Source organism: Nocardia terrae, from assembly GCF_009760405.1.
Taxonomy (GTDB): Bacteria; Actinomycetota; Actinomycetes; order Mycobacteriales; family Mycobacteriaceae; genus Nocardia; species Nocardia terrae.
In genome coordinates this window covers 188,030-211,943 of record NZ_WRPP01000005.1, presented here as the reverse complement: position 1 = coordinate 211,943, position 23,914 = coordinate 188,030, and the positions used below count along the sequence as shown (strand labels likewise).

At 68.0% G+C, this 23,914-nt stretch carries 22 protein-coding genes and 1 riboswitch; of the genes, 12 read left to right on the top strand and 10 right to left on the bottom strand.

Going from position 1 to position 23,914, the window contains the following annotated elements; translation table 11 throughout:
- Positions 1-97: 97 nt before the first annotated feature.
- A riboswitch (glycine riboswitch) is annotated at positions 98-193 on the top strand.
- A 160-nt stretch (positions 194-353) separates the two neighbouring features.
- Positions 354-3,218 carry an aminomethyl-transferring glycine dehydrogenase gene (gcvP, locus tag GPX89_RS25015; RefSeq protein WP_328602290.1) on the top strand — a complete coding sequence of 955 codons (2,865 nt, stop codon included), beginning with the start codon at positions 354-356 and terminating at the stop codon, positions 3,216-3,218.
- 225 nt (positions 3,219-3,443) lie between these two features.
- Here gcvP and GPX89_RS25010 read toward each other — a convergent pair whose 3' ends face one another.
- Positions 3,444-3,806, bottom strand: a complete 363-nt coding sequence (locus GPX89_RS25010) for a hypothetical protein (RefSeq protein WP_157390121.1) — start codon at positions 3,804-3,806, stop codon at positions 3,444-3,446.
- Positions 3,807-4,439: 633 nt separating this feature from the next.
- Between GPX89_RS25010 and GPX89_RS25005 the strand changes: the two genes are divergently transcribed.
- The 3 genes from GPX89_RS25005 (at position 4,440) to GPX89_RS24995 (ending at position 8,018) form a co-directional block, all read left to right on the top strand.
- Complete coding sequence (locus GPX89_RS25005) at positions 4,440-5,624, top strand: serine hydrolase domain-containing protein (RefSeq protein ID WP_198347581.1); 1,185 nt, start codon at positions 4,440-4,442, stop codon at positions 5,622-5,624.
- Positions 5,625-6,265: 641 nt separating this feature from the next.
- The gene (locus tag GPX89_RS25000; protein WP_157390119.1) at positions 6,266-6,544 is read left to right on the top strand and encodes a hypothetical protein; all 279 of its coding nucleotides are present in this window, start codon (positions 6,266-6,268) and stop codon (positions 6,542-6,544) included.
- Positions 6,545-7,130: 586 nt separating this feature from the next.
- On the top strand, positions 7,131-8,018 hold the full coding sequence (locus tag GPX89_RS24995) for a sterol desaturase family protein (RefSeq protein ID WP_157390118.1): 888 nt from the start codon (positions 7,131-7,133) through the stop codon (positions 8,016-8,018).
- Between the two features lie 65 nt (positions 8,019-8,083).
- On the opposite strand, the gene GPX89_RS24990 is transcribed toward GPX89_RS24995, so the two are convergent.
- A complete protein-coding gene (locus GPX89_RS24990) occupies positions 8,084-9,268 on the bottom strand; it encodes an MFS transporter (protein WP_157390117.1) in 1,185 nt (394 codons plus the stop codon).
- Positions 9,269-9,367: 99 nt separating this feature from the next.
- Here GPX89_RS24990 and GPX89_RS24985 point away from each other — a divergent pair, with 99 nt between their 5' ends.
- Positions 9,368-9,865 (top strand): Lrp/AsnC family transcriptional regulator, encoded by a 498-nt coding sequence (locus tag GPX89_RS24985; protein ID WP_198347580.1) that lies wholly within the window; start codon positions 9,368-9,370, stop codon positions 9,863-9,865.
- Between the two features lie 37 nt (positions 9,866-9,902).
- Here GPX89_RS24985 and GPX89_RS24980 read toward each other — a convergent pair whose 3' ends face one another.
- Positions 9,903-11,282: an acyl-CoA dehydrogenase family protein gene (locus GPX89_RS24980; protein WP_328602289.1), complete on the bottom strand. Its 1,380-nt coding sequence runs from the start codon at positions 11,280-11,282 to the stop codon at positions 9,903-9,905.
- A 52-nt stretch (positions 11,283-11,334) separates the two neighbouring features.
- Complete coding sequence (locus GPX89_RS24975; RefSeq protein WP_157390115.1) at positions 11,335-11,943, bottom strand: TetR/AcrR family transcriptional regulator; 609 nt, start codon at positions 11,941-11,943, stop codon at positions 11,335-11,337.
- A gap of 75 nt (positions 11,944-12,018) precedes the next feature.
- Here GPX89_RS24975 and GPX89_RS24970 point away from each other — a divergent pair, with 75 nt between their 5' ends.
- The 3 genes from GPX89_RS24970 to GPX89_RS24960 all read left to right on the top strand — a co-directional run bounded on the left by GPX89_RS24970 (position 12,019) and on the right by GPX89_RS24960 (position 14,854).
- Positions 12,019-13,041 (top strand): GlxA family transcriptional regulator, encoded by a 1,023-nt coding sequence (locus tag GPX89_RS24970; RefSeq protein WP_235947986.1) that lies wholly within the window; start codon positions 12,019-12,021, stop codon positions 13,039-13,041.
- A 106-nt stretch (positions 13,042-13,147) separates the two neighbouring features.
- Positions 13,148-14,113, top strand: a complete 966-nt coding sequence (locus tag GPX89_RS24965) for an alpha/beta hydrolase (protein ID WP_157390114.1) — start codon at positions 13,148-13,150, stop codon at positions 14,111-14,113.
- A gap of 30 nt (positions 14,114-14,143) precedes the next feature.
- Complete coding sequence (locus GPX89_RS24960; protein ID WP_157390113.1) at positions 14,144-14,854, top strand: alpha/beta fold hydrolase; 711 nt, start codon at positions 14,144-14,146, stop codon at positions 14,852-14,854.
- A 67-nt stretch (positions 14,855-14,921) separates the two neighbouring features.
- Here GPX89_RS24960 and GPX89_RS24955 read toward each other — a convergent pair whose 3' ends face one another.
- From GPX89_RS24955 to GPX89_RS24930, 6 genes are all read right to left on the bottom strand, one after another.
- Positions 14,922-15,092, bottom strand: coding sequence for a hypothetical protein (locus tag GPX89_RS24955; protein WP_235947983.1), 171 nt, complete (start codon positions 15,090-15,092; stop codon positions 14,922-14,924).
- 112 nt (positions 15,093-15,204) lie between these two features.
- The gene (locus GPX89_RS24950; RefSeq protein WP_157390112.1) at positions 15,205-15,663 is read right to left on the bottom strand and encodes a hypothetical protein; all 459 of its coding nucleotides are present in this window, start codon (positions 15,661-15,663) and stop codon (positions 15,205-15,207) included.
- Positions 15,664-15,763: 100 nt separating this feature from the next.
- Positions 15,764-16,174 (bottom strand): DUF7144 family membrane protein, encoded by a 411-nt coding sequence (locus GPX89_RS24945; protein ID WP_157390111.1) that lies wholly within the window; start codon positions 16,172-16,174, stop codon positions 15,764-15,766.
- Between the two features lie 67 nt (positions 16,175-16,241).
- Positions 16,242-17,918, bottom strand: a complete 1,677-nt coding sequence (locus GPX89_RS24940) for a substrate-binding domain-containing protein (RefSeq protein ID WP_328602288.1) — start codon at positions 17,916-17,918, stop codon at positions 16,242-16,244.
- Positions 17,919-18,060: 142 nt separating this feature from the next.
- Positions 18,061-18,327 (bottom strand): WhiB family transcriptional regulator, encoded by a 267-nt coding sequence (locus tag GPX89_RS24935; RefSeq protein WP_157390110.1) that lies wholly within the window; start codon positions 18,325-18,327, stop codon positions 18,061-18,063.
- A 65-nt stretch (positions 18,328-18,392) separates the two neighbouring features.
- Positions 18,393-18,938, bottom strand: a complete 546-nt coding sequence (locus GPX89_RS24930) for an HNH endonuclease (RefSeq protein ID WP_157390109.1) — start codon at positions 18,936-18,938, stop codon at positions 18,393-18,395.
- A 399-nt stretch (positions 18,939-19,337) separates the two neighbouring features.
- Here GPX89_RS24930 and GPX89_RS24925 point away from each other — a divergent pair, with 399 nt between their 5' ends.
- The 4 genes from GPX89_RS24925 to GPX89_RS24910 all read left to right on the top strand — a co-directional run bounded on the left by GPX89_RS24925 (position 19,338) and on the right by GPX89_RS24910 (position 23,891).
- Positions 19,338-20,270, top strand: coding sequence for a LysR family transcriptional regulator (locus GPX89_RS24925; RefSeq protein WP_157390108.1), 933 nt, complete (start codon positions 19,338-19,340; stop codon positions 20,268-20,270).
- Between the two features lie 87 nt (positions 20,271-20,357).
- Complete coding sequence (locus GPX89_RS24920; protein ID WP_328602287.1) at positions 20,358-22,037, top strand: AMP-dependent synthetase/ligase; 1,680 nt, start codon at positions 20,358-20,360, stop codon at positions 22,035-22,037.
- 7 nt (positions 22,038-22,044) lie between these two features.
- Positions 22,045-23,295: an NAD(P)/FAD-dependent oxidoreductase gene (locus tag GPX89_RS24915; protein WP_157390106.1), complete on the top strand. Its 1,251-nt coding sequence runs from the start codon at positions 22,045-22,047 to the stop codon at positions 23,293-23,295.
- Entirely contained in the window at positions 23,292-23,891 is a 600-nt protein-coding gene (locus tag GPX89_RS24910; RefSeq protein WP_328602286.1) for an SGNH/GDSL hydrolase family protein, read from the top strand. The genes GPX89_RS24915 and GPX89_RS24910 overlap by 4 nt, the downstream gene beginning before the upstream one ends.
- Positions 23,892-23,914 lie beyond the last annotated feature (23 nt).

Sequence of the window (23,914 nt, the reverse complement as noted above, 5' to 3'; positions counted from 1 at the left end):
GTCGCCCGCCGGGCGGCGCGCATTTTCGTTGTCCCGGTGTGAAACGGAACCCAGGCAACATTCTTGTAACTTGGGCCCCTCTAAACTGGCAGTGCGTCGCAGCCGTGCGGGAGAGTTCCGGGGGTAGCCTCGGACGCCGAAGGAGCAGCACCTCCCCGTCAATCTCTCAGGCACAAGGGACCGTGCGGAGTTTCGACGCCTCTGGAAAGTGGTGGCCGCGCGTCACCCGCCCATGGTGAAAGGGCAACGGCCGCAAGGCCGGGGTCCGAATCTCTCAGGCATCGAGGACAGAGGGGGAGGGCAGACGAAGCGCCGGCCGTCGGCCGGCACCCCGCCCACCCCTTGGAGCAGCCGTGATCTGGACTCGATCCTTCGCCGACCGCCACATCGGCCCCGACAGCGGTGAGACCGGCCGCATTCTGGAGACCGTGGGCGTGGAGTCGCTGGACGAACTCGCCACCAAAGCGGTGCCCGCCAGCATTCTGGACGCGCCCGCGGGCAATGGTCTGGACGCGCTGCCCGCCGCGGTCTCCGAGCACGAGGCTCTCGCAGAGCTTGCGGCGCTGGCCAATTCGAACACCGTCGCCACCACCATGATCGGGCTGGGCTACTACGACACCCACACTCCGCCGGTGCTGCTGCGGAACCTGATCGAGAACCCGGCCTGGTACACCGCGTACACGCCCTACCAGCCCGAGATCAGCCAGGGCCGGTTGGAGGCGCTGCTCAACTTCCAGACCATGGTCGCGGATCTGACCGCGATGGAGGTCGCCAACGCGTCCATGCTGGACGAGGCCACCGCGGCGGCCGAGGCCATGACGCTGCTGCAGCGGGCCAACCGCAAGAGCAAATCGCAGCGGCTGCTCATCGACACCGATCTGTTCCCGCAGACGCGGACACTGCTGTACACGCGGGCCGAGCCGCTGGGGATCGAGATCGTCGAGGCCGACCTGGCTCCGCTGACGCCCTCGGACCCACCCCGGCTGCCCGAGGGCGAGTTCTTCGGCGTGATCGTGCAGCAGCCGGGCGCGTCGGGGCGGATCGTGGACTGGGCTCCGGTGATCGAGGCCGCGCACGAGCGGGGTGCGCTGGTCGCGGTCGGTGCGGATCTGCTTGCGCTGACGTTGATCACGCCGCCGGGGGAGCAGGGCGCGGACGCCTGCTTCGGCACCACGCAGCGGTTCGGTGTGCCGCTGGGCTTCGGCGGGCCGCACGCCGGTTATCTCGCGGTGCACAGCGCGCACGCGCGGCAGCTGCCGGGCCGACTGGTCGGCGTGTCCGTGGACGCGGACGGGAATCTGGCCTACCGGCTCGCGCTGCAGACCCGCGAGCAGCACATCCGCCGGGAGAAGGCGACCTCGAACATCTGCACCGCGCAGGTGCTGCTGGCGATTCTGGCCGCTATGTACGCCTCCTACCACGGTGCGGACGGGCTGCGCTCGCTGGCGCGGCGGGTGCACGGGCACGCGCAGTGGCTGGCCGCGGGGCTCGGCGACGCGGTCGTGCACCAGAGCTTCTTCGACACCGTGCTGGTGAACGTGCCCGGCGGTGCGGAAGCCATTGTGGCCAAGGCGAAGGCGCAGGGCATCAACCTGCGGTTCGTCGACGCCGATCACGTCGCCATCGCCTGTGACGAGGTCACCACCGACACCCACGTGGTCGCGGTGCTGGACTGCTTCGGCGCGGAGATCCCGGTCGGGCCCGAAGGCGCGCTCTTCCACGGCAAGCAGCGCCCGCACATCGAGGTCCGCACCTCGGAGTACCTGACCGCGCCCGCGTTCACCAAGTACCGCACCGAGACAGCCATGCTGCGCTACCTGCGCGCGCTCTCGGACAAGGACATCGCGCTGGACCGCAGCATGATTCCGCTGGGCTCGTGCACCATGAAGCTGAACGCGGCCGCGGAGATGGAGTCCATCACCTGGCCCGGCTTCAACCGGGTGCACCCCTACGCGCCGGTCGAGGACGCGCCGGGCCTGCTGAAGCTGATCGACGACCTCGAGGGCTGGCTGTGCGCGGTCACCGGCTACGACCGGGTTTCGTTGCAGCCCAATGCCGGTAGCCAGGGCGAATACGCGGGTCTGCTCGCGATTCGCCGCTACCACCTGGATCGTGGTGACGCGCACCGGGATACGTGCCTGATCCCCTCCAGCGCGCACGGCACCAACGCGGCCTCGGCGGCCATGGTGGGCATGCGGGTGGAGGTCGTGAAGACCCGGCCGAACGGCGATATCGACCTCGACGACCTGCGCGCCAAGATCGCCGACCATGCCGAGCGGCTGGCCTGCATCATGATCACCTACCCGTCCACGCACGGCGTGTACGAGCACGAGGTGGCCGAGCTGTGCGGGCTGGTGCACGAGGCCGGCGGCCAGGTGTACGTGGACGGTGCGAACCTCAATGCCCTTGTGGGACTGGCGCGTCCGGGCAAGTTCGGTGGTGACGTCAGCCACCTGAACCTGCACAAGACCTTCTGCATCCCGCACGGTGGTGGTGGCCCGGGCGTGGGCCCGGTCGCGGTGCGCGAGCACCTCGCGAAGTACCTGCCCGGCGATCCCCTGGAGCAGGGTTCGCACGCGGTGTCGGCCGCCAAGTACGGTTCCGCGTCGATCCTCCCGATCACCTGGGCCTACATCCGCATGATGGGCGCCGACGGCCTGCGCCGCGCCACCCTGACCGCCATCGCCTCGGCCAATTACATTGCCCGCAAACTGGACCCGCACTTCCCGGTCCTCTACACCGGCGACAACGGCATGGTCGCCCACGAGTGCATCCTGGACCTGCGCGAGATCACCAAGCGCACCGGCGTCACCGTCGACGATGTGGCAAAGCGCCTGGCCGACTACGGCTTCCACGCCCCGACCATGAGCTTCCCGGTCGCGGGCACCCTCATGGTCGAGCCCACCGAGAGCGAAAACCTCGAAGAACTCGACGCTTTCATCGAAGCCATGATCGCCATCAAGGCCGAGATCGACCAGGTCGAGGCCGGCGTCTGGCCGGTCGACGACAACCCGCTGCGCGGCGCCCCGCACACCGCGGAATGCCTGGTCGGCGAGTGGGACCACCCCTACTCCCGCGAAAAGGCCGTCTACCCCCAGGGCCTGAAGTCCGCCCGCGCCAAGGTCTGGCCGTCCGTGCGCCGCATCGACGGCGCCTACGGCGACCGCAACCTGGTCTGCTCCTGCCCGCCCCTGGACGCTTACAGTGAGGCGGAGTGAGCCCGGACTGATCGTTCAACGGCCAAGCGCCCCAATGGTTCCTGAAACCGTTGGGGCGCTCGTTATTTCGGAGAGAACTCACGCAACCATCGATAGCGCTTCCGCCTTCCTGGCGGACTGATCACAGTCCGGCCATCGAACGATGCGCCCTTTCGGTGCCGCCCGACGCCGAGGTCGGTCTGTTTGGTGATGCGGGCGGGGGTGCCGCTCGTCGTGTGAGGGATCTCAGCTGATCGTGAGCGTCCCCGACGCGGCCGCGCCACCGGGCCCGATGATGGTGTAGCTCACGATATCTCCGGAATGGTCGTCGGTGCCGACCACGCTCAGGTAGGCCACTTGGAGGGTGTCGTCGCAGGTGGCCGGGGATGTGCCGAAACCGGAGGATCCGTTGGTGACGTTCTGTGCCGTGGCCGTCAGGCTCGGGGAGCCGTCGGAGGGGGAGCAGGTGTAGGTCACCGGGATCATCACCCAGTTGCCGGTGGACGAGACCGCTCCGCCTGCCGATACCGTCGCGGCCAGGGCGGCCGGGGACCCGAACAGCGATGCCGCGGCCACGAGCCCGATGAGCGGAAGATATGAGCTTCTCATAGCAAATCGTCTTTCCCCCAAGGTATCCGCGTTCGACCCGAGCCGGACTTCGCGCTCGAGCCCTCCGCGACGCCACTGGAACGTGGCAGTGCCGATTCTATGCCTCGTCGATCATGTGGGTTGTGCTGGAACGGTCCGGTCTTGCCGTCACGGGTGCGGCCGGTGCGCCGCCGGTCAACCTGGTGTGCCGCTGACCTGCCCGCCCTGGACGCCTACGCCGAGTAACCCTCGGCTGACAGTCGAATAACCAAGCGCCCCATCGGTTCCCGAAACCGATGGGGCGCTCGTCGTCTTGCCCGACTCCCATCACCCGCGGTCCGCCAACCGGAATCGGGCTGAGGATTGCTGGCCGCGCTCGCCACGTTCCACAGACCGTTGCTGCTGCGGTTCGGCCCCGGTTCCTTCACTCCTCGACCGGATCGGGGGCGGTTGACGCGTGGTCCCTCACGTCCGACCCGAGCCAGGAAAGCGGACTGAGGTAGCGCTGGCACCACCCCGGGACCGGGCGGTGGCCGTAGCGGTGGTTCGGGCGCTGTCGGGATGGGGTGCGGGGGCGCGGAATTTTAGCGTGGTGGTGCTGTAACCGTCCGATTGCCCGAAGGGAATCCGTTGAAATCGAGGATGTTTGGCGCCGTGCCGATACTGGTCGCCGCGGCTCTCGGCACGACCGCCTGCCAGCCCGACCGGCCCGCAGTCTCGCCGCCGAGTTCGACGACACCAGCCTCCGCTGCCGAGCTGACCGCGCTTCAGCGTGATGCCGACGCGATTCGCGATATCGGTATCACGGGTGTGCAGGCCAGGCTGGTCGCCGCCGACGGCAGTAACACGGTGGCGACCAGTGGCGTCGCCGATATCGCGAGTCGGGGTCCGGTCTCGGGAGATGGTTATTTCCGGGCGGCCAGCGTTACCAAGACGTTCACCGCCACTGTGCTGCTGCAGTTGGTCGGTGAGGGCAAGCTCGCCCTGGACGACACGGTCGAGAAGTGGTTGCCGGGCGTGGTGCACGGCGACGGCAACGACGGCACGAAGATCACGGTGCGCCAACTGCTCAACCACACCAGCGGACTGAAGTACCCGAATCCGTACGAGCTGGCCTCACCGGAGGACTACCGCCGATACGCCCTCGATGTCCCGCCCCCGCCCGAACAAGTGGTGGCCACCGCCGTCCAAAGCCGACCGACCTTCGCCCCCGGAACCGGCTGGAGCTACAGCAATACCGGCTACCTGCTGGCCGGCATGATCATCGACAAGGTCACCGGCACACCGTGGTACGAGGAAGTCGGCCGCAGGATCATCACCCCGCTCGGCCTGAACCACACCACCTATCCCGGCAGTGCGGTCACGATCCCCACCCCGCACGCCACCGGATACACGCAATGGCCCACCGGCGGATTGGTCGACACCACCGATAACCGGATCAGCGGATTCGCCGCCGCAGCGGGCGCACTGATCACCACCACAGCCGACCTCAACACCTTCTTCCGAGCATTGCTCGGCGGCAAGCTCCTCCAGCCCGAACAACTCACCGAAATGAAGAAAACAGTCGACACCGACGCCGAGATCCGATCGATCTTCCCCGGCGCCCGCTACGGCCTGGGCTTGTTCTCGATCGAATTGTCCTGTGGCGGGCGGTATTGGATGCACGGCGGCGACATCCCCGGCTACAAGACCAGGGACGGCGTCACCGACGACGGCACTCGCAGCGTCGTGGTATCGATGTCCACCCTCCTGCAAGACACCGACGACCATCAGATCGCCCAGGAGAACGCCGCCATGACCCTCGTCGACCATGCCCTGTGCAGCACAGGAAACAAATAACTGCTGGCAGATCCAAAGCTCGACTGACGCCTTCGGTGCTCGAATCGGGTGCGAACAAATAGATCTGCTGCAACCAGCACCTGCGATTCGGTGCGGGCGTGGGAAGCTGCTGTCGGCCAACTTGTTTGGACGGCCGACCAATGCGCGGTCGCGGCGTGGCCGCGCATTCGAGCTACGCTCGCCGGTGCCGCCGATTGGCCGGATCCCGCACTTTGCCAAGGGAATCGGTCAGAGATCGACGAGTTCGATGTGTTTGTGCGAGGTAGGGCCAATCGCACGAATCTCGGCAGATGAGTGCGTTTGCGTTGCCGAGTTCCGTGCGAATCGACCATTCGATCACCGATCTGCGGCAATGAGTAAGTAGCCTCATCCGGAGCCTGCTTGGTCGTTTCGGTAGTCGCTGGTGCTGCGGTGTCCGGTCCGGTCAGTCTTGCCGCTTCGGCTGATGGCTCGATGTCTCGTCGTGTAAGCCCTCGTGCCTGCGGTCATCACCAGCGCCAGGGGCGGCGTGTAGGGGTGATAGCGCTGCGGCGAGGGCAGCGACTGTGAAGACAAAGACGATGCAGGCGAGCGTCAGCCGATGCCCGAGGTGCTCGGCGAGGAGCCCTGCGAGGAGTGCGCCTACCGCGGCGGTGGTTCGGTTGATCGAACGCCGGGTGGCGTTCACTCGGCCGAGAAGCTCGTCCGGCGTGAGCGCCTGCCACAAGCCCATCTCGTTGGAGTTCTCCGCGCCGGCGGCGAGTCCATGCAGGGCCAGCGCCTACGACCATCTCACCACGGTTGACATCGCCCCGGTAACCGGCGGCGTGCAGGTCACCATGACCATCGAACCGATGCATGACGAGGAATGGACCCGCCGGATCGTGGCGGGACGCGCCAACGAACTGGACAATCTCGGCAAAGTCATTGCCTCTGAATAGATTCCGTATATTTCCGAGCGGTGGTGAATCAACTGTCCGTCACGGATCTCCCTGCTCCAGGCCGCTCTCGTTGATCCGCTGCAACTCCGCCGGTCGCTTCGTCAATGCCCGTGGCGGGCGGCCGGGGGCAAGTTCTACGCCCGCAACCGCGCCGAGGCCTCCGTCGGTGATCGTCGAGGTCGCATGCCGATCCGATTCCTGGCAGGGAAATCCAGTGCCCCAGGAATTGCGGGCAGGCAATCTGAAATCGGTGTAGTTCAGAGTTGCTAGCCTCGAGGCCTCGTACACCGATCACCAAGGAGCCTCGGGTGTCCAAAGTCCATGCCAGAGCCAAGTTCCGTGGAACACTTGCTGTCGCAGTGCTTCTCACCGGATTGGCCGCTGCCAAGGGTGTGGCCCACGCCGCGTCGACCGCCCCGCAGCCCGTCGCCGCGACCGGCTCGTCCGACCAGACCACAGGGTCGGCACAAGGGGTCGGGTTGTTGGAAGCCATCCTCTCCGGCCTCTTTACTCCTGTTCCGCATGGGTCCGGCGTTCAATAGTCGAATTCCCAACGCTGTCAGATGAATTCGGACTAGGACTCACGGTGGATTTCAGTCGTATCCTCCTCTTCGCGGTGCCCGTGAACCTGCTGGCCATGACCGTCGAATGGGCGGCTTGGCGGCGCAGCGCGGACGGGGATCGGAAGCGTGGGTTCTATGCTCCGGACACCGCGAACAGCTTGGTGATCGGCCTGATCAGCAAAGCGACCGTGCCACTGGAGAACCTGTTCGTCCCGTTCTCCTTCCTCCTGGTGACCGCCGCGCTGACCCCGTTCCACCTCCCCGTCGACCGCTGGTGGACCTGGGTGATCGGCATGCTGGCCACCGATTTCTGCTACTACTGGGGCCACCGCGCCGAACACCGCATCCGCATCCTCTGGACCGCGCACAGCGTGCACCATTCCAGCGAGCAGTTCAATATGTCGACGGCCCTGCGAATGCCCGCGCTGATGCCGTTCGCGACCTTCCTCTACAACGCGGCCTACATCCCCGCCGCCCTGATCGGCGTCCCCCCGCTGATCATCATGTTCGCTCTGGTGGTCACCTCGATGTTCCAGTGGCCCTTGCACACCCAGCGCGTCGGCTTCCTCCCCGACCCCCTCGAATACGTCTTCAACTCCCCCTCCCACCACCGGGTCCATCACGGCGCCGACAACCCTTACCTGGACAAGAACTACGGCGGAATCCTGATCATCTGGGACCGCCTGTTCGGCACCTACGCACACGAATCCGCGCCCGTCACCTACGGCCTCACCAAGAACATCAACACGTTCAACCCGATCAAAACCAACTTCCACGAATTGCTGGCCATGCTCACCGACATCGGCGAGGCCCGCGGTACCCGACCTGTCCTGCGCGCCGTCTTCGGCCCGCCCACCACCTCGGCCGGGTTGTCCGCGGCGGCGCGCATCGAGGGGCGCGGTGGGCCATAAGAGTTTCGATCGGCGCGAAACCGGGGTGCATACGCTGAGCGATCGCTGTCCGGGTGTCGAAAGGTTCAGCGCCCCAGTGGTTGTCCGGGGCTGGTGGGACGTTCTCGGAGGAGTTGGGCTGTGGGTATCGTGAGAATGGTGAGGGACAGGGCGGCGAGGAAGCTGTAGCCGCCGAGGGCGTAGCCTGCTGTGGATGCCAGGGTGGCCAGGGCTGATCCGCCCCAGACCCGTGATTCGACGGCGCCCTGGAGGTGCATGCGTTCGGTTTCGGGGAGGTTGGCTGCGAGCAGGTTGCTGCCGCCGATGTAGGCGAGGTTCCAGCCGTAGCCGAGCAGGAACAGCACGAGTGCGAGCAGCGGGCCGCCGAGGGTGTCGGCCAGCATGGACATGGCGGACGAGATCGCCAGCAGCGCAAGGCCGGTGACGATCAGCGGACGGCCGCCGAAACGATCGCACAGCAGGCCGGACAGCGGCGCGAGGGCGAACATGCCGAAGGTGTGGGCCGAGATCATCACGCCGACGACGTGCAGACCGTGACCGTGCTCGTGGATGGCGAGCGGGGCGGCGGTCATGATCGTGGTCATGACCACCTGCGCGGCCAGCATCGAGGTCAGGGCCAGTCGCATGGGCGGGCGTTGCGGCGGCGGGGCCGGTATCGCGGCGGAGGTGTCGCGGCGCAGGGTGGTCGCGGTGAGAGCCGCGATCGCGACGGACACCGCTGCGAGCAGGAAGACGGCCGTCTGCGCGGGCCGGTCCACCGCCTGGGCCGCCGCCGACAGCGGGGCCAGCAGGAGCGGACCGCCCACGGCCCCAACGGTTCCCGCCCAGACCACCACGGCCAGCAGCGCACCCGGCCGCCCCGGCCGCAGGTCGGCGGCGGCATAACGGGACAGCTGGGCAGCCGCATTACCGACCCCGAGCAACACCATGCCCACTATCAGCAACCACACCGTCACCGCCGACAGCACCGCGCACAACCCGCCGGCCGCGCCGACGGCGTACCCGCTCACCAGGCCCGCCCGTCGGCCCCGGCGCGCCATGACCGCCGTCAATCCCGATGCCCCGAGCGCGGTGCCGAGCACCCCGGCCGCGCTGGGCAGTCCCGACCACCCCGGGCCCAGCGCGTCGGCGGCCACCAGCGTGCCCATCGTGCTCGCGGTCACCATGGCCAGGCTCATTGCCGCGGCGCCCAGGAACAACGCCACCAGCCACCGGCGTTTCAGCACCGGCTCGGTCTCGATCGTGGTCATGAGAAAACGCTATAAAGCGAGCGGTCGGCAAAGAATAAGATGGTCAAGGAGATTCGGCCCCCACGGCTGCCGATCGCAAGGCGTTCAGGAGGAATCGGTTTGCAAGCGAATAAACCCCTGGACGAGACCGACTGGAACATCCTCGCCGAACTCCAGGCCGACGCCCGCCTGTCCTACAACGAACTGGCCCGCCGTGTCCACCTCTCTCCGCCCGCCGTCGCCGACCGGGTACGCCGCCTCGAGGAATCGGGCGTCATCGCCGGTTACGAGGCCCGCGTCGACCCCCGCCGCACCGGCCTCCCTGTCCTCGCCTTCATCCAATTGCGCTGTGCCCTGGGCAAATGCCTGCTCAAAACCAGCACCGCCGAGGCCTACCCGGAAGTCGTCGAAGTCCACAAGCTCAGTGGCAGCCACTGCACCCTTCTCAAGGTTCGAGCCGCCACCCTCCAGCACTTCGAGGGCCTGGCCGAGCGCATCGGCGAACACGGCACCATCGAAACCCACATTGTCCTGTCCACCCAATACGAAACCCGTTCGATCGTTCCCATCGACGTCGACCGCCCCGTGAGCAACCCGAGCGGCTGGCCCCAACGCTGACGCTGTGCGGCGGCAGGATTCCGTCGGGTCCCGGTGTTCAGCGGGGTGGGCGGAGGATCTTCATCGCGGCCCTTCTGAGGGGGTCCGGCACACGGTCTTTCATCAGCAGGGCCGCGGAGGCGGCCTTGGTGCGGCGTTCGGTTCCGCGGCCGAACATCTTGTTCCAGGCGCCGCCCGAGGGCTGGAGTTCGACGTGCAGGGGTGGTTTGCCTTCGGCGGCGCCCAGCGCGCCGGCGATCACCATGCGCTGGATCTCGCTGGTGCCTTCGAAGATGGTGTACAGCTTGGCGTCTCGGTACCACTTCTCGACGGGGTGGTCGGTGATGTAGCCCCAGCCGCCCAGGGTTTGGATGGCGCGTTCGGTGGTCTGCACCGCGACCTCGCTGGCGGCCAGCTTCGCCATCGAGCCCTCGCCGCGTTCGAAGGGCACGCCGTTGGCTGCCATCCAGGAGGCTCGCCAGGTCAGCAGCCGGGCGGCGTCGATTCGGGTGGCCAGATCGGCGATGGGGAAGGCGATGCCCTGGTGGTCGATGATGGGCGCGCCGAATGCTTCGCGGTGGTTGGCGTAGGCGGTCATGTATTCCAGTGCGGCCCTGGCGATTCCGAGTGCCTGCGCGGCGACGAACGGGCGGGTCTGCTCGAAGGTGCCGAGGGTGGCCGAGGCGGCGCGGTGGCCGTCGTGGGCGGCCGCGCGAGCGGCGGCCAGCTTGTGGTCGAGTTTCGCTTCGCCGCCGAGCAGGTGGTCGCGCGGCACGCGGACCCGGTCGAGTTTCAGTTCGGCGGTGTGGGAGGCGCGGCAACCGAGTTTGTCCAGTTTTCGGACGAGTTCCAATCCCGGTGTGCCGCCGGGCACGACGAACAGCGCCTGGCCGCGGTGTCCGAGTTCCTCATCCACGACGGCGTTCACGACGTGGACGTCGGCGATGCCGCCGTTGCCGATCCACATCTTGTGGCCCTCGATGATCCAGTCGTCGCCGTCGCGGATGGCGCGGGTGCGCAGGTTGCGGACATCGCTGCCGCCCTCGGGTTCGGAGATGGCGAGGGCGGCGAGCTTCAGATCGCCGGGCGTGCCGAAACATTCGGGCGCCCACTGGAGCAACTGCTCGGGAGAGGCGGCCTGGCCCATCGCGGACAGCGCCAGCGCCGGCATCACGATCGCCAAGCCGATACCGGCGCAGCCCCAGAACAGCTCCTCCATGAACATCGGAATCGATAAACCGGTGGGATCGCCGATGAGGTCGCGGTAGAAGAGCGGGCTGTAGAACCCGCGTTCGGCGGCCTCCTCGAGGACCGGCCAGGGGAACTCCTGGGTCCGGTCGTAGTGGGCGGCCACCGGTCTGATGCGGTCCTGCGCGAATTCGTGCACACGCCGTGCCAGATCGTGCTGCGCGACCGTGGGCGTCAAATCGAACGTCACGACTGGTCGATACCCGCTGCGAGGCGGACGACACGTCGCCGGGTGATCGAGGTCAGTGGCGCTGGTCGGCCCAGGCTGGCGGGAGGAGTTCGCAGGAGACGTCGGCGATCTCGCGGAGGCGGGGTGGGGTGACGCCCATGCGGCTCAGCTGGATGAGGCCCTGGGTGGTCATGATGATGTTGGCGCTCAGGGCCGAGAGCAGGGCTTCGTCGGCGGGACCGGTGGCGGTCTGGGCGTCGCGGAGGCGGTCGGCCACACCGTTTTCCATGGTGGCGGTGGTGCGGGCGCCGATGGTCGCGACCTCGGGGATGCGGGTGGCCAGGTGGGCGATGCTGTTGATCATCAGGCAGCCGCGGCGGTCCGGGTGCGCGGCGCAATCGTCGATGACGGCCCGGCAGAGCGCGCGTACGGCGTCGCGGGCGGAGCCGGGGGCGGATTCGACGACGTGGCAGACGAATCGGGCGCGGTGCTCGCAGTATTTCTCGAAGGCGGCCAGGAACAGGCCGCGCTTGTTGCCGTAGGCGGCATAGATGCTGCCGTTGCCGATGCCGGTCGCGCGCGAGACGTCCTCCACCGAGGTGTTGTCGAAGCCGCGGGCCCAGAAGAGCTCGACCGCGGCGTCGAGCAGTGCCCGCTCGTCGAACTGTCGTGGTCTGCCCATGGGAATCACCGTATCAATCTGCGATCTTGCGCACTCCCCTTGTTCTGGAGGTACGCCTCCAGAATACTGGTGGACATGTCAGCTATGTCTTCCGGTCCGAACCGCCGCCGGGTGGGGATCCTCGTCTTCGATGGTGTGAAGATGCTCGACTTCGCCGGGCCCGCCGAGGTCTTCATGGAAGCCAACCAGGCGATACACGGCTACGAGGTGGTGTTGCTCTCGCCGGACGGGCGGGAGGTGCAGACCTCGATCGGGGCGCGCGTGGCGGTGAGCGGGGCCGCGACCGACGCCGGGCGGTTCGACACCGTGGTGATTCCGGGGAGCGAATTGCCTGCCTCGGTGTTCGTGACGCCGGAGGTGCTCGCCGCGACCCGGCATCTGTCCGCGCGCACCCGGCGGCTGGTGTCGATCTGCAGCGGGACGGCGGTACTGGCCGAATTGGGGCTGCTGGACGGGCGGCGGGTGACGACCCATTGGAAGTTCGCGCCGGATCTGGCTCGCCGATACCCGGCGGTGGAGGTCGACGCGGACGCGATCTTCGTGCGCGACGGGAACCTGTACAGCTCGGCCGGAGTCGCCGCGGGCGTGGATCTGGCGCTCGCGCTGGTGGAGGAGGACTACGGCGCGGATGTGGCGCGGCGGACCGCGCAGCTGCTGGTGGTGTACATGCAGCGGGCGGGCGGGCAGTCGCAGTTCTCGGCGTCGCTGGCCGGTCCGGTGCCACGGAGTCCGCTGGTGCGGCGGGTGGTCGATCTGATCTGCGCGGATCCGGCCTTCCCGCACACGGTTCAGACCCTGGCGGCGCACGCGCAGGTCAGCGTGCGGCACCTGACCCGGCTGTTCCGGTCGGAGTTGGAGCGCTCGCCGGCGGAGTACGTGGCCTGTATCCGCTTCGGGGTCGCCCGTGATCTGCTGCACGCCGGATCCACGGTGACCGAGGCCGCGGTGGCCTCGGGCTTCGGTAGCAGTGAGGCGCTGCGCCGGGCTTTCATTGCGCGCCTGGGTATTTCGCCGCTCAAGTATCAGAAGCGCTTCCGTACGACCGGTTCGGCGAGCTGGGCGGACGAGCCGACGCCCGAGGTGGCGGCCGTGTCCTGAATCGTGGTTTTCGCGGCCGATTGGGCGGGGCGGCGCGAGACGGTTCCGGATGAAAATGAATGCTGTGGCATCGACACTCGGTGCCGCGGAAAGGATTCGATCATCCATGTCCGGAAATCCGCACCACGTCGCGCTCGAACCGGCCGCTCAGGAGTTCGTGGACGCGACTTCGCAGCCGCCGTTCCTGTACCAGCTGCCGCCGGAGGAGGGGCGCAAAGCCGTTGACTCGGTGCAGGATTCGTCCATCTTCAAGCCGGAGATCGACGAGGAGTGGGTGACCGTCGAGGGCGGGCCGACCGGATCGGTGCGGGCGCGCATCGTCAAGCCGCAGGGCGTGACCGAGCCGCTGCCGGTCATCGTCTACACCCACGGCGCGGGCTGGGTATTCGGTGACGCGCACACCCACGACCGGCTGGTGCGCGACCTCGCGGTCGGTGTGCGGGCCGCGGTGGTGTTCCCGGAATACGATCGTTCGCCGGAGGTGAAGTACCCGGTCGCCAACGAGCAGTCGTACCGAATCGCGCAGTGGGTCACCACCGAGGGCGCGAGCCACGGCCTGGACGCGTCGCGGCTGGCGGTCGCCGGTGACTCGGTCGGCGGCAATATGGCCATCGCGCTGACCCTCATGGCCAAGGAACGCGGCGATGTCGCCTTCGCCCAGCAGGTGCTGTTCTACCCGGTGACCGACGCCAACTTCGACACCGAGTCCTACCGCCGGTTCGCCGAGGGCTACTTCCTCACCCTCGACGGCATGAAGTGGTTCTGGGACCAGTACACCACCAGCCCCGAAGACCGGGCCCGCATCGATGTCTCGCCGCTGCGCGCCGACACCGAACAGCTCGCCGGACTGCCGCCCGCCCTGGTCATCACCGCCGAGAACGACGTGCTGCGCGACGAGGGCGAGGCATACGCCGCCAAGCTGCGCACCGCGGGCGTCCCCGTCGTCCAGGCGCGCTACGGCGGCATCATCCACGACTTCGTGATGGTCAACGCCATGCACGACACCCACGCCGCGAAAGCCGCTGTGGCGCAGGCCGTCGCGACCCTGCGCTCGGCGCTGTACCCGGCCTGATCTTCCGAACTCATTCAAGGAGCAACTCGCATGACCGCCACTCCGACCGTCGTCCTGGTGCACGGCGCCTTCGCCGATTCCTCCAGCTACAACGGTGTCATCGAAACCCTGGCCGCCCAGGGCATCCCGGTGCTGGCCGCCGCCAACCCCCTGCGCGGACTCGCTTCCGACGCCGCCTACATCGCCTCGGTCGTGGACAGCATCGACGGGCCGGTGGTGCTGGCCGGGCATTCCTACGGTGGCAGTGTCATCACCGTTGCGGCACAGGGGAAGTCGCAGGTCACCGCGCTCGTCTACCTGGCGGCGTTCATTCCGGAGGTCGGTGAGAGCGCGCTGGAGCTGACCGACAAGTTCCCGGGCTCCACCCTCGGCCCGACCACGCGGCCCGCGACCTATCCCGGGGCCGACGGCGTCGAGGCCACCGAGCTCTACATCCGGCGGGACGAATTCCCGGGGCAGTTCGCCGCCGACGTTCCCGCGGCGACCGCCGCCGCCATGGCGGTGACGCAGCGTCCGATCGCACTGGGCGCTCTGCAGGAAGCGGCCCAGGCCGCCGCGTGGCAGGACATCCCGGCCTACGCGCTGCTCACCACCGAGGACAAGAACATCCCGATCGAGGCCCAGCGGTTCATGGCCGAGCGCGCCGGGGCCGAGGCCACCGAAGTCGCCGCCTCGCACGCGGTCACCGTGGCCCGGCCGGACGCGGCCGCGGAGCTGATCCTGCGCGCTGTGCGCCGCTGAATCCATGCTGAGCGAGCGTCCCGGTGGTCGTCGAAACCGCTGGGGCGCTTCTCGTCTCGGAATCGAATCACTCGGCGTGCCGCTCGAGGAATTCCAGTTCCACGCGGAGCACGTCGGTGTGGTCGAGCCCTCCGGCGTAGACATCGTAATGGCCGCCGCGGCTGCGGTAGAGCTCGCCGCGGGGCGCTCGTGCGGCGGGTCCGGTGGGGGCCATGGTGTCGGATTCGGCGACCACCATCAGCAGGCATCCTCGACGACACCCTCAACACCACCACCGTTGACGTAGCACTCCACCTGTTGGGGCTCGGCGTTCGGGACATGTGATCCGGGTATCGCCGAGCATCGAATGATCAAGCGCCCCAGGCGGGGCGGACGGCGGTAGGACCGGTTTCGGTGTAGCTCTTGCTCGTTCGGACTTCGCCGAGGGTGCGCCACCTGCCGACGGGAGCGGCGTCGACCGAGAGGTGGGAAGTGGTCCACCATTCGGCGAGATCGCGCAGAGTTGCGGTCTCCTGCATGCGGTAGGAAATGAACCAGTCGTGCCGACCGGCCACACCGCCGGAGGCTGCGCGGGATGGGTGGTAGTCGATGCGGATCAGGGCGAGCAGGATGGTTTTCGGTTCCGGGCCGTGGGTGTGGAGTTGGACTGCCCAGATCGCGTCGCCGGTCTGGCGGGGCAGCTGTCCGGCGACATGGACGATCAGGTCGGTGACGGTGGCGGATTCGGGGAAGTCGAGGATGGCCGGTATGGGGTCGTCGCCCGCGTGGATGGAGACCCGGTCGAAACGGACCGGGATCAGGTCTGACATCGTTCCTCCCGGAGGTGCGGCTCGACGAGTTTCGCCCCCTCGGCAAGCCTGCGCCCACCGGTTTTCGTCGCTGGTGGGCGCATCGGCATTGCCGCGCAGGCTAGTTCGTGGCGGGTTTGTAGGTGGCGATGGCCCAGATGACTACGACGTCGAGGGCGATGATGAGCAGGGACCAGGCGGGGTAGTAGGGGATCCAGAGGAAGTTCTCGACGATGGAGAGGGCGGCCAGGACCAGGGCGGCGGTGCGGCCCCAGGTGGTGTTGTTGAGCAGGCCGATGGCGACGATTATTTCGATGGCGCCGAGGATGATGTGGATCCAGCCCCAGCCCGCGGTGTTGAGCTTGTAGACGTAGTCGGAGCCGACGACGAGCAGGTCGTCGGAGGCGACGGCGGAGATGCCCTGCAGGATGGACAGCGCACCGATGACGAGTAGCAGGATGCCCGCCGCCATCGCCGTTCCGGCGGCAAATCCCTGCTTCAGTGTGGGTTCAGGATCTGTCGAGTGTGCCATTCGCCGAATATGCCACGGGTTTGCTGATGAGTCGCGAAGGTGCAGCCCACGTGTTGTGGTGTGCGGCTCACGGGGTGGTCAGGGACTGGTTGACGGCGGTGCCGAACGGGAGATCGGCGGTGGTGTTGACCTTGGTGTAGGTGCCGCCGGTGCGCTGGGTAAGGGTTTGCAGGGTCTGGGTGCCGGGGCCGTTGACGACGATGACGTCGACGCGGATCGGGTGGGCCGGATCGGTGGCGGCGGCGATGTCGGCCAGCAGCTGGTCGCCGGTGATCGTGGAGTCGTCCTCGGGGCCGTCGGTGATCAGCAGGATCGAATTGGTGCGGGCGGTCGCGTAGTTGGCGAGGACGTTCTTGTAGGCAGCCTCGACGGTGGGGTAGGTGCGGTCGGGCTTGGAGGGGCTGGCGGTCACCGTGGTCAAGGCCTGGCCGATGGCGTTGCGCTGGTTGTCGCCCAGCGGCGCGGTGGGGGCCAGCACCTTGTACGGGTTGTTGCCGTCGAGGTTCTTGGAGTACTCCCACACGCCCAGCCCGAACTCGGGCGGCATGACGCCCATCGTGGATTCCACCGCCGCAACGGCATTCGCGAGCCGGGTGCCGTAACCCTCGGTGGCGGACATGGAGGAGGAGACGTCGAGCAGCACCGTGGCCTGCACGCCGAGCACCGGGTGGGCGAGGATCTGATTCACCTTGTCCAGCACGGCTTTCGCGGGGACCGGGCTGGTGGCAGGGGGAGCCGCGGCGAAACCGTTGTCGGTGAACAGCTTCGACTGCTCGGGTGCGCGCAGGAAGTCGGCGAACACGCCCGCGATCAAGTTCTGGGTCTGGTCGACCCAGGAGCCGGTGAGCTGCGCGGCCGGAAAGTCGGCGACCGGGCCCGCGCCGTCGGGGCGGAAGGCGGTCAGGCCGTTGCGGGCCCGGATCTGCTGCTCGGTGGCGGCCACCGCGTGCACGGGCGCGGCGGCGTGATCGGCGGCGGTGGACAGGTCGGTGAGCGCGCCCGCCACATCCTTGGCGGCCGGTGCGCCCGCGGCCAGATTGGAGATGGCCGAGACCACCTGACCGGTGGCGACCGCCTTGTCGTCGAGGGGCTCGGTGCCGGAGACGCCGGAGCCGACCGCGGTGGCGACCGCCAGGGAGGCGTCGCCCGCGGGCATGGCCAGGCGCAGCTTGCCCCACGACCCGAGACCCAGGTCGCCCATCGAACCGCTCTGCAGCTTCGGCAGATCCGACCAGTGCACCTTGGCGGTCTCCATGGCGCTGCGCAGTTCGTCGGGGACGGCCAGCGAGATCGGGCTGACGGCGACGGGCACGGGCGTGCCGGCGATCAGGCCGGGCACCCGCATCTGCTCGACCGAGCGGGAGGATTCCGGAATCCAGAGCGCGGGCTGCGGGCCGAGCGCGGGATCCCAGGGCTTGTTCGCCGTGAACGCCGCGACCATGGCCGCCGACGGCTGCGCGGTGACCGCCACCTGCGCGCAATGGTCACGGACGTGCGGCTTGGTGGCGTTGAGGCGATCGGCGGCGGACTTGACCGGGCCGAGGATGTCGGGATCGACGGTGACATTGAGGGTCGCGGTGCCCTCGACGCAGGACGCGGCGGCGCGGGAGTCGCGCTCCTTGGACCGATCCGATAACCACGCCCAGCCGACCACGGCCAGCGCTAGCACGATCACCGCGGCGATTGCGATAACCGGTCCCTTGCTGACACCTCGTGACCCGCCCGCGGCGCGATGAGTTCCCACGATCGACAAGTGTATGTTGAGCCCACTTTCGCCACGTGTACCAGGCGGTTACCGCAAACTCTCTGGTCTCTCAGGGGCTTCGCCCCCGCGCCCCCGATACGACATTGGCCGCGACCCTCGAAGAGGGCCGCGGCCAATGCGCTCAATCGCGGATCATCTTGCCGCGGTCGTACTCGTGCCCGCCCCAGACGCCGGACTGGCCGGTGCGGGACGCGAATTCACCGCATTCGCGGCGGATCGGGCAGGACTCGCAGATGCCGCGCGCGTAGTCGAAGTCCTGCGAGGGGTACGGGAACCACGCCTCGTGGTTCGGGTCGCCCTTGCAGGCCGCGTGCTGCCAGTAGTCCTTCGAGTCGGAGATGGGAAGCAGATCCGCCAGGGTCTGCTCCCGAAGTGCAGTGTTCGTCATCGGATCTCGCTCCTTTCATGTCCGATCACGTCTGATGGGTGTGTTTCGTTCGGACCCACCCCTTTTCAGGAGGCGGCCAGTTCCTTCCAGACCTGACGCTGGGCCCGCTCTCGATCGTTGGGGGCCTTGGGCTCCCACAGCAGGCGCATCCCGGCCTCCTCGGGAGTCCGGTCCGCCTTGTACGTATTGCAGGGACCGCACGCGGCGATCAGGTTGGCCCAGGTATTGGGCCCGCCCTTGGACCGCGGGCGGATGTGGTCGACGGTGCGGGCCCACCCGTTGCAGTAACCGCAGCGGTAGCGGTCGCGGCGCAGGATCGCCGGCAGGGTGGCGCGGCTGTCGTCGTCGTGCACGAGGATCCGGTGCTCGAGGTAGATGTAGCGGTGCAGCCGGATGGTTTCCGGCAGCGCCAGCTCCAGGTGCTTCGAGCGGACGGGGAAGTGCGGCTGACGGTCGGTGACGGTCTCGGCGGCGCCGCTGAGCAGCAGTACCACGGCACGGTCGGCACGGATCGTGGTCAGCGCCTCGTAGGAGGCGTTGAGCAGCAGCACTCCGGCGTGTATCCAGTTGTCGGTGGTTATCTCCGGGTCTTCGGCATGACGGAACAGCATGGGGTTCACCATGTTTCGTGAAAGGGATCTGACAGGGAAAGAGGGCAGGGCGGCTTACGCGCGGGCCTGGAGACGGCCGATGGGTCGCTCGTAGTTGCCCTTGGCACTATGGGTAATCAAGCCGTCTCCTCCTCTCCTGTCGGTGACGACCGTTGACGGTCGATTTGATCTTCGGTGAAAGACATGGTGGCACAACGGGCCTGCCGTTGCCGAAGGGTTTTTTGATCCCCCCGTGACCACAGTGAGAACGTACGACGGCCGCTGCTTGTTCCAGGGAGACGGGAATCACATCGGTGATTCATTGGGAGGAAACCGAACCGGGGGTCGCTGTGCGGTCGCGGTTCACAATCGGTTACCTGCCGCCGCTACCGTGGCAGTTACTCGGAAGGAGCCGGCGTCATGGAGTTCCGACATCTAGTCTCGTTCATCACGATCGCCGAAGAGTTGCACTTCGGCCGCGCAGCGCAGCGCCTCCATCTCACCCAACCCAGCCTCAGCGCTCAACTGCAGAAACTGGAGAAGTCGCTCGGGGTCCAGCTGGTCGCCCGGAATTCACACGAGGTCCGGCTGACCGCGGCCGGGCGCGAGTTCGAACTGCAGGCCCGCCAGATCGTCGCCCAGGTGGACCGGGCCGCGCAGGCCGCCAAGGCCACCGCGGAGGGCCGTTCGGGCAGCCTCGCCATCGGATACAACCTGCCCGCCAGCCGGCATGTGCTGCCGGAGGCCCTGGTGCGGATGACCGACCGGCATCCCGACATCGTGGTGTCGTTGTGGGAGAAGCGGACCGGGCCGCAGCTGGCGGCGCTCTCGGACGGATCGCTGGATATCGCCCTCGTGTACGGGCATCCCAGCACCGCGGAGTTCCGGTACCGGCGACTACTCCACCGTGTGCCGCTGGTGGCCGTGGTCGGGCGGCGGCATCGCTGGGCGGATCGGCCGGGCGTGCCGTTCGCCGAGCTGCAGGGCCAGGACTGTGTGCTGTTCGCGCGCGAGCAGTGTCCGGCCATGTACGACACCATCTTCCGGGCGGCCGCGCAGTCGCGGATCACCTTGAACGTGGCCCATCACGCCGACGATCCGGGGGCGACGGCGCACGTGGTGTCGGTGCGTCCCATGGTCGGCTTCGCTTCGCTGCCGCGGGCGATTTCCATGGGAATGGGCGCGCCCGGAAGCAATTCGGTCGCGGTCAAACTTTTGGATCCGGTCCCCACTCTGGATTTGTACGCGGTGTGGCGTGCCGAGGAGCAGAATCCGGCGGTCGCCGCGTTTCTGGATTGTGTGGAATCGGCCGAACCCGCACCCCTCGATGATGCCCGCGCCGTTCCGGCCTGAGCGATTCGATAGGCAATGACTTTCGCGCGGTAGGAACAGCCGGTCGGGCGGCGACGAGAATGATTGCGGCCGACCAGAATTCGGGTCGTGAACATCGCGTCTGTCACCGATAGATCCGTCACCGGAAACGGTTTCGAACCGTCCGCCACCTCGAGCCTCTACACGATCGTCTCCGATGCGGCGTTCCGGCACCCGGAGCGCGCGACCCTCGCCGACGGCGAGTCCGCACCGCTGACCTGCGCGGAATTCGACCGGCAGGTGCGGGCGACGGCCTCGGCGCTGCTGGATCGGCAGGTCGCGGCGGGGGACCGGGTGGTGGTGCTGGGTCGCACCGGGCTGGCGTGGGCGCTGCTGGACCTGGCGGTGCTGGCCATCGGCGCGGTGGTGGTGCCGGTGTATCCGACCTCCTCGGCCGCGCAGATCGAGCACATCCTGCACGACAGCGGCAGCACGTATTTCGCGGCGGAGACCGCCGAGGACGCCGAGCGGCTGCGGGCGGCCGGCGCCGCCGAGGTGTGGACCTTCGCGGAGACCGCCGACTGGGCGCGGGGCGAGATCCGGGCGGATCTGGCCGAGCACACGGCGGCCGTGCGCGCCGACGACCTGGCCATGCTCGTCTACACCAGCGGCACCACCGGGCTGTCCAAGGGCTGCATGATCACCCATCGGAACATGTACGTGTCCTCGGCCAATACGGTCCGCCAGACCGGGGAGCTGTTCGACGGGGTGACCGCGCTGGCGTTGCCGCTGTCGCACGTGTTCGGGCAGACCATGCTGTTCGCCTGCCTGTTCGGCGGGGCGGCCACCCATCTGCTGCCGGGGATTCCGGAGCTGGTGCCCGCGCTGCCGCGGCTGCGGCCGACGTTCCTGGCGCTGATTCCGTACGCGCTGGAGAAGATTCGCAAGCACTGTCGCGCGCTGGTGAGTCCGGAGATGGAGAAGGAAGCGGTGGTCACCGGGCTGCTGCGGCTCGCGGAGCCGACGCCGCCGGTGGTGGTGGACGATCCGGTCGCCGCGGCGCTGGGCGGACGGCTGCGCTATGTGATCTGCGGCGGTGCGTCGCTGGATGATTCGACCGCCGGGTTCTACGCGGGGTTCGGCACGGTGATCCTGAACTGCTACGGGCTGACCGAGGCGGCGACCGCGGTGACGGTCAGCGCGCCCGAGACCAATCGACTGGGCACCGTCGGCAGGCCCATCCCGGGGACCGCGGTCGCGATCGCCGCCGATGGCGAGGTGCTGGTCAGCGGGCCGCACGTGTCGCCCGGCTACTGGGGCGCGGCCGGCGCGCAGCGGCCCGTGGACGCCGAGGGCTGGCTGCACACCGGGGATGTGGGCGTGCTCGAGGACGGGTACTTGCGAATCACCGGGCGCAAGAAGGAGATTCTGGTGACCTCGGGCGGCAAGAATGTCGCGCCCACCCCGCTCGAGGATCGGGTGCGGCTGCATCCGCTGGTCAGCAATTGCATGGTGGTGGGGGAGGGGCGGGCCTTCGTGACCGCGCTGGTGACCCTCGATGCCGAGCGCGCCGAGAAATGGCTGCGCGAATATCCGAGACGCGATCTGGCGACGGCGATCCGATCCGCGGTCGACGACGCGAATTCGCTGGTTTCCCGGCCGGAATCCATTCGTGAGTTTCGCATTGTGGCAGGCGATTTCACGGTCGCCAATGGATTGTTGACTTCCTCACTGAAACTGCGTCGCGCCGCGATCGCGGAAACCTATTCGGCCGATATCGATCTGCTCTACTCGACGACCCGAAAGTGATCTGAGTATGTACGACGTCATCGTTGTCGGAACTCGTGTGTCCGGCGCCCCGCTGGCCATGCTGCTGGCCCGCCAGGGTTACCGGGTGCTGGCGGTGGATCGGGCGCAGTTCCCGAGCGACACGCCCTCCACCCACTACATCCACCAGGCCGGGCTGGGCTTCCTGAAGTCCTGGGGCCTGCTCGACCGGGTCACCGCGACCGGGTGCCCGCCGGTGCGGCACCTCAACTTCACCTACACCGATATCGACATTCGCGGGATGGCGGACCCGGCCGACGACGGCATCGACGCCGTGTACTGCCCGCGCCGGACCGTGCTGGACAAGATCCTGGTCGATGCCGCGGACGAGGCCGGGGCCGAGGTGATCTCGGGCTTCACCGTGACGGGGCTGCTGCGTGACGGCGACCGGGTCGTGGGTGTCCGCGGCCGCGTCGGCGACGGTGCGGAGAAGGAGTTCCGGGCCACGCTGGTCGTCGGCGCGGACGGTTCGGGCTCGACCGTGGCCAAGGAGGTGGGCGCGCAGGTCTACGAGGGTTCGCCCGCGGCGTGCTTCGTCTACTACTCCTACTACGAGGGCGTCGACTGGGGGATGCAGCACCGCACCGGGTTCGGTGAGCAGCAGTTCGCGGCCTGGCCGACCAATGACGAGCTGTACCTGGTCGCGGTCATGCGCAAGCGGGACCGGTTCCGCGAGTTCCGCAACGACCCGGATGCCGGGGTGCAGGAGATCGTCGAGCAGATCGATCCGGAAATCGGTGCGCGGCTGAAGGATTCGGGTCGGCGTGTGGAGCCGTTCCGGCCCATGCTGTACCCGGACAACTACCGCCGCCGGTCCTTCGGGCCCGGCTGGGCGCTGGTCGGCGACGCGGGGTATCACAAGGACCCGTTCACCGGATGGGGCATCACCGACTCGTTCAAGTACGCGCAGCTGCTGGCCGATCTGGCCGGTGAGAGCCTCGCGGGCGGACGGCCTTTCGAGGAGACGCTGCCGGAGTACCAGCGGGAGCGGGATGCGCAGAGCTCCAGCACCTATGAGCTGACCACCAGCATCTCCGAGCTGTCGCTGACGCCCTACTACGACTCGGTGTTCCGGGCCACCAGCATGAGCCCGGACTACTCGAAGAAGTTCTTCGGGCTGATCGCCGGGCTGTACTCGCCCGACAAGTTCTTCGGTGAGGCCGAATTGGCCGAGCTGTACGAGCTGGTCGACTTCCCGGTGGACGCGCGGCACGTGAGCAAGAGCGAGGCGGCGCTGTGACCGGGGTCGGTCTGGTCGCGCTGGGCGACAGCTTCGTGGAGGGCCGGGGCGACCCGGCCGTGGGTGGGGGTTATCGCGGCTGGGTGGCCCGGTTGGGTGCGCAGCTGGGGTTGCGGCCGAACGGGATTCGCAATCTCGGTGTGCACGGCGCGACCACCGGCGACGTGCTGCGCGAGCAGCTGCCGCACGCGGTGCGGGCCGAGCTGTACGGCGTGGTGGTCGGGGTGAACGATCTGGTGAGCGCCTTCGACCCGGATGCCTTCGAGGCCAATCTCGATGCGCTGTTCGGTGCGCTGACCGCCACCGGCGCGACGGTTTTCACCGCCGACTACCCGGATATTCCTGCGCGCCTGCCGGTTCCGGACGGCTTCCGCGGCCTGCTGCGGGAGCGCTTCGCCTTCGCCAATGCCGCCATGGCCCGGGTCACCGCCGACCACGGGGTCCTGCTGCTGGAGCTGTCCGCCGAGTCGGGCTGGGAACGCGCGGGCACCTGGACCGAGGACGGGCTGCACCCCAGCCCGTCCGGACACCGTCTGTTCGCCGCCAGTGCGGCCGAACTGATTTCGACGATCACCGCCACCACGGTCGCCGCCTGAGCGGCGCACCGGCACGGTGGCGG